The organism is Bacteroidales bacterium (assembly GCA_018334875.1).
Taxonomy (GTDB): Bacteria; Bacteroidota; Bacteroidia; order Bacteroidales; family UBA12077; genus JAGXLC01.
On sequence record JAGXLC010000187.1, the window covers coordinates 5,466 to 7,993 of the forward strand.

2 protein-coding genes are annotated in these 2,528 nt (G+C 46.9%); both read left to right on the plus strand.

Annotation, left to right across the window (positions count from 1 at the left end):
* Positions 1-1,110 (plus strand): NAD(P)(+) transhydrogenase (Re/Si-specific) subunit beta (locus tag KGY70_13700; protein MBS3776243.1); only part of this gene is annotated, 1,110 nt, incomplete at its 5' end.
* Positions 1,111-1,767: 657 nt separating this feature from the next.
* The gene (locus tag KGY70_13705) at positions 1,768-2,517 is read left to right on the plus strand and encodes an NAD-dependent deacylase (protein ID MBS3776244.1); all 750 of its coding nucleotides are present in this window, start codon (positions 1,768-1,770) and stop codon (positions 2,515-2,517) included.
* Positions 2,518-2,528: the final 11 nt, after the last annotated feature.

Sequence of the window (2,528 nt, forward strand, 5' to 3'; positions counted from 1 at the left end):
CAACTGGTGTCGCTGTTTAACGCTACCGGAGGTATTGCTTCTGCCCTTGTGGCACTGATGGAATATCCTGCAGTATCTACCGCGGGAATATTGATCGTAACCCTACTTGGTTTAACCATAGGAAGCATTTCCTTTAGCGGCAGCCTGATCGCTTATGGTAAACTTGACGGAAAAGTCGGGGACATTTTCTCTCCGGTCATGAAATATGTGAATATCATTTTATTGGCAGTGGTGCTTGGATTGTTGGTATATCTGGCCTCTATGGGAAGTGACACAGCCAGCGCCCTGATATATGGGTTGTTTGTTATATCTCTGGTATATGGAGTGTTGTTTGTCATGCCCATTGGAGGAGCGGATATGCCGGTAGTGATTTCACTGCTGAATTCTTTTACTGGTATTGCCGCAGCTATGGCCGGTTTCATTTACGGGAACCAGGCTATGATCCTTGGAGGTATTTTTGTCGGGGCAGCCGGATCAATACTTACTGTGCTGATGTGTAAAGCCATGAACCGTTCTCTGATTAATGTAATTATCGGAGCTTTTGGTGGAGGCGCTGCAGCAGCGCAATCGGAAGGCGGCACCATCAAAGAGATCTCAGTGAGCGATGCTGCGATACTGATGAATTATTCCCAGCGGGTGGTGATCACCCCCGGTTACGGCCTGGCTGTGGCCAAAGCACAGCATGCCGTCCGTGAGCTGGATCAGATGCTTGAAGAGAACGGAGTGGAAGTCAAATATGCCATCCATCCGGTGGCAGGCAGAATGCCCGGTCACATGAATGTTTTGCTTGCAGAGGCTGAGGTGCCCTATGATAAGCTGTTGAAGATGGAAGACGTCAATCCCCAGTTGCCCAACACAGATGTGGTATTGGTTATTGGAGCCAATGATACCGTAAATCCCGCTGCAAAAGAAGATCCGGGAAGCCCTATTTATGGTATGCCTATTGTCGAAGCCAATGAGGCCAAAAATGTGATTGTGATGAAAAGAGGAATGGGCAAGGGATACTCGGGAATTGAAAACCAGCTGTTTTTACAGGACAGAACAAGGATGCTCTTCGGAAATGCCAAAGATTCCGTACAAAAGATCATCGAGGAGATTAAGAATATGTAGTGGCATAAAGCGTAGAGCTCAGGGCAGAGAGCTCAGAGCAAAGGGCGAAGAGCAGAAAGCAGAGGGCAACGCATCTCGGGTTTCGGATCCCGGGTTATTGTTAGCGAAAGGGGATAAATGAGTGAGAGGAAGAGGTGGAACCGGTAAAAATTAGCCAATCGGCTAGTCTGCCATACCTGCTCACTGGTTAATGATGCCAACCGGCTGGTTTGTCATAACTACGCACCGGTTAATGATGCCAACCTACTGATTTGACATGCCTACGCACTGGTTAACGATGCTAAACCGTTGATTTGTCCTTCCTGCTCATTGGTTAATGATACCTCACCATTAGTTTATAATTCTTATCTATAAAATTTTAAGGAATGAAAGATTTAGCTACCGGCAACCCGAGGCACGAGATACGAGGCGCTTTGCCCTGAATTCTGAGCGTTATGCTCTGCGCTCTGAGCTCTGAGCAATTAACTTTCTTCCACCCTATGCTGCTACAACCAACTCGGGACCCGGAACCCGGGACTCGAAACGCTTCGCTCTTTGCTCTTTGCCCTGCGCCCTTCGCTCTTCGCTCTTCGCTCTTCGCTCTCTGCCCTGCGCTTTCGTATTACAAATTATTTTTCCTAAATTTGTGCGCTTGATTAAGGAAACGAACAACTGCCTATGGAGGAACACAAGCTAAAGCAGGCTGCTGAGCTGATTGTGCAATCCAAACACAATACAGGATTTACAGGGGCTGGTGTTTCCGTGGAAAGCGGTATTCCACCTTTTCGGGGTGAAAATGGATTGTGGGACAAATATGATCCGGGAATTCTTGATCTGAATTATTTTTATTCTCACCCCGAACAAGCCTGGCCGGTTATTAAAGAGATTTTTTATGAATTTTTCGGGAGCGCCCGGCCCAATGAGGCTCATAAAGCCCTGGCCGAGCTTGAAAAGATGGGCTTGCTACAAAGCATCATCACCCAGAATATTGACAATTTGCATCAGGAAGCGGGAAGTACGAGGGTGTACGAATTCCATGGGAATTCCAGATATCTCGTATGTCAGAAATGCAACGAGAAGTTTGAGGTGAACAAGGAATTTCTGGAGCATATGCCCCCCAGATGTGAAAAATGTGGTTCTGTACTGAAACCCGATTTTATTTTTTTTGGGGAGATGATTCCACAATATGCTTATCAGAAATCAGTTGAAGAAGCCCGGAAAGCAGAAGTATTCATTGTTATTGGCACTACCGGGGAGGTGGTGCCGGCCTCACTTATTCCACAGATGGCCAAAGAAAATGGTGTTCAGATCATTGAAGTAAACCCCAACCCCTCGGCTTTTAGCCATTCCCTCACCGACGTGTTTTTACAGGGCAAAGCTACGGAGGTTATGTCAGAACTTTTGCAGGAAGTTAAGAGGATGCAATAGCAAACGATTAC

Excerpts from the sequence above, each read along its gene's own strand:
- KGY70_13705 (MBS3776244.1), top strand. The coding sequence starts at position 1,768 with ATGGAGGAACACAAGCTAAAGCAGGCTGCTGAGCTGATTGTGCAATCC.